The sequence below is a fragment of the Occallatibacter sp. genome (assembly GCF_049802275.1).
GTDB lineage: Bacteria > Acidobacteriota > Terriglobia > Terriglobales > Acidobacteriaceae > Telmatobacter.
Window position 1 is genome coordinate 1 of sequence record NZ_JBARMD010000077.1, and the last position, 5,843, is coordinate 5,843.

Genomic DNA, 5,843 nt, shown 5'->3' on the forward strand with positions numbered 1-5,843 from the left:
GGCATGGGGAGCGCCGTTTCGAGATGCGCACGCTGGGCAAGTTCATCGCGATGGGATTCGAAGCCGTCGGCGATGCGGCGGAGGAAGGCAGCCCGGGTCTTGCCGCTTGTCTGCGCGTAGCTTGCAAAGGCTTCAGCGGCGAGCCGTGCAGCACGTTCGAGTTCCTGCGGTGTGGCGGAGCGAAAAACAGGCTGGATCGGCTCGCCGGTTTGAGGGGCGAAGGCCTGGAAGCTGTCGCCTTCACGCGAGCCGCGCTGCGAGCCTAGGAATGAGAGTCCGGTGAGTTCCATGACAAGGTCATTATGCAGGGTTCAGAGGTCAGGTGTCAGGGAACAGCGGGATTTGCGCAGTCCGCATAACGGATCCCATGTCTCAAAAGCGAGACATGGGGCACCCATTTCTGTGATGGATTTGCAGCGCAGGAATGTGCTTTCCAGTGTCGATGGCTTACGGTTACGGTTCGGCGACGACGGGGTTGGTGAGCGAGCCCAGGCCTTCAATGGTGATGGTGACGGTTTCGCCGGGTTTGAGCCACCGCTTGGGATTGCGCCCGAGACCGACGCCCGGAGGTGTGCCGGTGGAGACGATGTCGCCGGGCAGCAGAGGCGTGATGGACGAGATGTACTCGATCAATTCCGGAATCTTGAAGACCAGTCCGCGAGTGTTGGAATGCTGAAGAACCTCGCCGTCGATGGAGAGGCTGATGTCGAGTGCGTGTGGATCGGCGATTTCGTCGGCGGTGACGATGGCGGGACCGAGCGGACAAAAAGTGGGAAAGCACTTGCTCATCGACCATTGGGTGCTGGCAAACTGCACGTCGCGGGCGCTGACGTCGTTGACGATGGTGTAGCCGTAGACGTGGTCGCGCCAGTCTGCAGCGGCAATGCGATAGCCGCCTTTGCCGATGACGAATGCGAATTCAGCCTCGTAGTCGGGTTGCGTGGAGTTTTTGGGCAGGACGATGGGCTCGCCGGGACCGATGATCGCGGTGGCCAGCTTGAAGAAGATGACGGGCGTAGTGGGGATTTCCATGCCCGACTCTTTGGCGTGGTCGCGATAGTTGAGGCCGATGGCGAAGATCCGGGGCGGGTTCGATAGCGGCGCGTGAATCTTTACGCCGTCGAGGCCAAGTCTCGAGGCAGGTAGCGCGCTGGTGGAGGCGCGTGTGATTACATCCAGCGTTGAGGAGAAACCGTTGGGGCTGAGGTCGAGGATGGTGGAGGTGTCGTCGAAGAGGATGCCTGGGCGGATGGGGGCGGTAGGGGTTGAGAAAGAGATCAGCTTCATAAAGACAGTCTCCAGTAGAATTGTGCTGCCCGTTGCGCCGCATTTTTTGACAAACACAGCAAGTTAGCGATCGCTTCGCGATCAAGCGAGTTAGCAGGTCAGCGACGAAACTTCACGCAGCGGTCCAGCCGCCGTCGATGTTGAAGAGGGAACCGGTGATGAAAGCGGCTTCATCTGAGGCGAGATAGCGAACCATTGATGCGACTTCTTCGGGCCGGCCGAGGCGGCCGATCGGTTGGCGGGCGCGGAGTTCGGCGCGAACTTCTTCCTTGTTGTTGTGGTGGAATTTTTCGAGATAGCCCTCGACGAAAGGGGTTTCGACGGTGCCGGGACAAATGGCGTTGACGCGGAGCGTTTTGGGGTATTCGACAGCAAGCTGGCGCGTCATGGCTACGACGGCGCCCTTGGTGGTGCAGTAGGCAAATCGCTGCTTGATACCGACGAGACCCGCGACTGAAGCGATGTTGACGACGGTGCCGGCGAGACCTCCGGCTGCGCTCGTTGCAAGGAGCAGCGGAAGAAAGGCGCGGGTGACGAGATAGACGGCTCTGACGTTGACATTAAGGAGACGGTCGAAATCCTCAGGTTCAGTTTGCTGGATCGATCCGACGTGGCCGATGCCGGCGTTGTTGACGAGGATGTCGAGGTGGCCGATATGCGAAAGGGCAGAATGGATCGACTCGGGGCTGGTGACATCGAGATGCAACGCCTGCGAGGAGCCGATGGACTTGGCAAGTTCCTGGGCGGAGTAAAGATTGATATCGGCAATCCAGACGAAGGCCCCGGCGTGGACGAGTTCTTTTGCCGTTGCTTCTCCAATGCCACTGGCACCGCCCGTAACGAGGGCATGGCGACCGTCAAGGCGAAAGGCCTGCGTTGATTGCGCGACCTGCGTTCTGCTCATGAGAAGCGGATTCCTTTGCTGTCAATCTCGCGTTGCGCTGATTCAAGAATAGCGGCAGAGGGTTCGCTGGTGGTAAGCGCACGGGTGATGACGTGGTCAACGATGGAGGCGAAGGATGCCATTGCGGGGCCAGACGGTAGATGGCGGGCGCCGAGAGAGATGGCTTCGACCTCGCGGTAGACAGGGATGCGAGCCTGCAACGTCGGATTCCGCCACGTGGAGAGGCGCACGCCGACGGCGCCATGACTGGTTATGCCGAGATCGCGTTCGGGTGAGGCGACATAGCGAAGGAATTGCCAGGCGAGTTCCTTGCGGCGCGATCCTCGACCCATGGCGAGCGCCCAGAACACCGAGAGAGAAACAGGCGGTGCGCCGTTTGCAGTAGGGATGGGCGCGATGGCGACCTTGCCTGCGAGGGGCGAACCTTCGCAGGCGGAGCGCGCAGCGAATCCGAACCAGTTGGCCATCATGGCGACTTCGCCGGCGAGGAAGAGATCGCCAGATTGGGTTGAGTCAAGCTGTGGCGACCGGGGATGGCAGAGGGATGGATCGCCGACAATACGCCGATAGAATTCGAGAGCTGACAGCGCAACGGGAGTAGTTAAAAAAGGTCGCCCGGTTGAGTCGGTTAGCTCGCCGCCGCGACTCCACAACTGCAGGGCGAAATCGTAGAGCGTGTTGTGGCCATCGGGGAATGCGGCGAAGACCGTACCATATCGGCCCTTGGACTGATTGGTGAAGAAGCGCGCGGTCTGCTCGAATTCTTCCCAGGTGGAGGGAGGCGCGAGGTCGCGGAAGAACTGTGCATGAAATTCCTCGCGCATTGCAGGGTCGGCAAACAGGTCTGTCCTGTAAACGAGGCACTCCGGGCCGTCGTGCCACGGAATGGAACTGAGATGATCGCCGAAGAGGAGCGGCTGGACGAGGGAACTCGGCCACCCGGCGGGCCAATCGTGGAGAGGAATAAGCTGCTGCCAGTGATGCAAGTCCTCAAGCGCACGGGCGGCGTGGGCTTCGGCGAGCCAGTCGGTTACCAGGAGCGCCAGATCGAAGTGACCATCGCGGAGGCCGCCTTCGGTGACTGCGGATTTGTAGAGCTCGTGAATACCGACGGAGACGAGTTCGATCTTCGTCCCTGGATGGTGGGCTTCGAAGAGTCTGGCTTCTTCAGCGAGGGCGTTTTCAAAATCCGAATAATTGCGGAGAATGATGCGCAGGCTGTTCATGCAGCCTCCAAGAGAGCGCGCGAAAATTCAGGGAGCTTCGTACGCAGTACTTTCATGATGAGATTCGTGTACCGCCCAGCGGCAGCCGCAGTATACCGCTTGCCAGTGCGATGAATGATACTGAAGAGGCGAAACGAAAGGAGAACCGGGGTGGCGCTGCTTCACGAGGACAGACTGTTTCCCGCAGAGGAAAAGACGAGGGCTATTGCACGGCGGCTGTACGACGGAATCAAGGATTTGCCGATTGTGAGCCCGCACGGGCATACACAGGCGGGATGGTTCGTGCGCAATGAGCCGTTTCCCGATCCCGTGACGCTGCTGGTGCAACCGGATCACTATGTTTTTCGCATGTTGTACAGCCAGGGGATTTCGCTGGAGGAACTGGAGATTCCGCCCCAGCGACCAAGACCTGCCGCCGGGGATCCCGCTGGCAGCAAGCCTGTCAAGAATCCGCACAAGGTATGGCGCATCTTCGCGAGCAATTACCACCTGTTTCGAGGAACTCCTTCGCGGCTGTGGCTGGATTATGTGTTTGAGAAACTGTTCGGGTTGACGGAGCGGTTGTCGGCGAAGACGGCGGATCATTACTACGACACCATCGAGGCGAAGCTGGGTGAGAAGGAGTTCTTGCCGCGCGCGCTCTTTGAGCGTTTCCGGATCGAGGTGCTGGCAACCACGGATTCGCCACTGGATGCGTTGGCGGATCACAAGGCGATTCGTGAATCGGGCTGGAAGGGACGGATTGTTCCGACGTTCCGGCCAGATCCGGCGGTGGATCCGGCGTTTCCAGGATTTTTCGAGAATGTTGCAGCGCTCGCGAAACTGACGAACGAAGACACGGCTTCGTGGCGAGGCTATTTGAGGGCGCTCCAGGCGCGGCGCCAGTTCTTCAAGGCGATGGGCGGGACGGCCACGGATCACGGGCATCCAACTGCGAAGACGGCCAACCTGGATGAATCGAAGGCGGAGTGGCTGTTTGGCAAGGTACTGGAAGGCGATGCCGATGCGGAGCACCAGGAACTATTCCGGGCGCAGATGCTGACGGAGATGGCGCGGATGAGTTTGGAGGATGGGCTGGTGATGCAGATTCATCCGGGGTCGGTGCGCAACCACAATGCACAACTCCACGAGCGGTACGGGCGCGACATGGGCGCCGACATTCCCGGGCCGACCGATTATGTGCATGCGCTTAAGCCGTTGCTCGATCGGTTCGGAAACGAGCCGGGGTTGTCGATCATTTTGTTCACGCTGGATGAGACGACCTTCGGCAGGGAATTGGCGCCCATGGCGGGACATTATCCATGCCTGCGACTGGGGCCGCCTTGGTGGTTCTTTGACAGCCCCGAGGGGATGCGACGGTTCCGCGAACTCGTGACGGAGACTGCGGGGTTCTACAACACGGTGGGGTTTAACGACGACACCCGCGCATTTCTGTCGATACCTGCGCGTCATGATGTCGCGCGCCGCTCGGATGCAGCGTTTCTGGCGCGTATGGTAGCGGAGCAGGTGCTTGACGAAGATGAGGCGGTGGAACTTGCGCAGGACCTAACCGTGGGTCTGGTCAGGAAGGCGTACAGACTTTGAGGGACATAGGGACATAGGGACATAGGGACATAGGGAAATAGGGAATAGGGAGTAACAGGCGGCTCTGCTACTGAATCGACTTGTGCTTGCATCCAAAGTGGTGAGGGTGGGAGCGGTTCATTGTGGTGAAGACGAGCGAGGGTGCGGCGAGGTTTATTCCGGAGCAGCGGACGCTCCCTGTGCTGGCTGCGGCAGTGCAGAAGTGCAAGGGATGCGATCTCTATCGCAACGCAACGCAGGCTGTGTTTGGAGAGATTGACTCGCGTAATGGAGCGGCGCGCCCGAAGATTGCGATCATGATGATCGGCGAACAGCCGGGGGATCAGGAAGACAAGCAGGGAAGACCGTTTGTCGGTCCGGCAGGCAAACTGCTGGACAAAGCGCTCGAACAAGCGGAGATCGATCGCGGTGAAGTCTACGTAACGAATGCCGTAAAGCATTTCAAGTGGGAGCCGCGCGGCAAACTGCGCATTCACAAAAAGCCGAGCATGAAAGAGGTCACTGCGTGCCGCCCGTGGTTGGATGCCGAGTTGGAGACGGTGCGACCGAAGTTAATTGTGGCGCTTGGTGCGACCGCAGCGCAGGGATTACTCGGATCGAGCTTCAGGATCACGCAGGCGCACGGAAAGGTGCAGGAGCCGCCGGGTTTGCCGCCGATTATTGCGACGCTCCATCCATCGGCAATCTTGCGCGCGCAGACAGATGAGGAGCGGCACGAGCAAATGCGGATGCTGGTGAAAGATTTGCGCGAGGCGGCGAAAATCGCGGGGCGTTAAGGACCGAACGGCGGATTGCGGCGCGTCGTTTCGCAGGGCCGGGGAAGGTTCGTGGTTTCCCATGTC

Annotated in this window: 6 protein-coding genes; 2 read left to right on the forward strand and 4 right to left on the reverse strand. The window is 59.9% G+C overall.

Translation table 11 applies throughout. The annotated features are described in order from the left end of the window. The 4 genes from WA354_RS02575 to WA354_RS02590 all read right to left on the reverse strand — a co-directional run. The coding region (locus tag WA354_RS02575; RefSeq protein ID WP_472811447.1) for an aldehyde dehydrogenase family protein at positions 1-290 on the reverse strand (290 nt) is incomplete at its 3' end. 163 nt (positions 291-453) lie between these two features. Further along, entirely contained in the window at positions 454-1,287 is an 834-nt protein-coding gene (locus tag WA354_RS02580; RefSeq protein WP_472811448.1) for a fumarylacetoacetate hydrolase family protein, read from the reverse strand. A gap of 112 nt (positions 1,288-1,399) precedes the next feature. After that, positions 1,400-2,191: an SDR family NAD(P)-dependent oxidoreductase gene (locus WA354_RS02585; protein WP_472811449.1), complete on the reverse strand. Its 792-nt coding sequence runs from the start codon at positions 2,189-2,191 to the stop codon at positions 1,400-1,402. Continuing rightward, on the reverse strand, positions 2,188-3,417 hold the full coding sequence (locus tag WA354_RS02590) for an extracellular solute-binding protein (protein WP_472811450.1): 1,230 nt from the start codon (positions 3,415-3,417) through the stop codon (positions 2,188-2,190). The genes WA354_RS02585 and WA354_RS02590 overlap by 4 nt, the downstream gene beginning before the upstream one ends. A gap of 156 nt (positions 3,418-3,573) precedes the next feature. Between WA354_RS02590 and uxaC the strand changes: the two genes are divergently transcribed. Together uxaC and WA354_RS02600 are read left to right on the forward strand one after the other, a co-directional pair. Next, positions 3,574-5,001 carry a glucuronate isomerase gene (uxaC, locus tag WA354_RS02595; protein ID WP_472811452.1) on the forward strand — a complete coding sequence of 476 codons (1,428 nt, stop codon included), beginning with the start codon at positions 3,574-3,576 and terminating at the stop codon, positions 4,999-5,001. A 125-nt stretch (positions 5,002-5,126) separates the two neighbouring features. After that, the gene (locus tag WA354_RS02600; RefSeq protein ID WP_472811451.1) at positions 5,127-5,777 is read left to right on the forward strand and encodes a UdgX family uracil-DNA binding protein; all 651 of its coding nucleotides are present in this window, start codon (positions 5,127-5,129) and stop codon (positions 5,775-5,777) included. Positions 5,778-5,843: the final 66 nt, after the last annotated feature.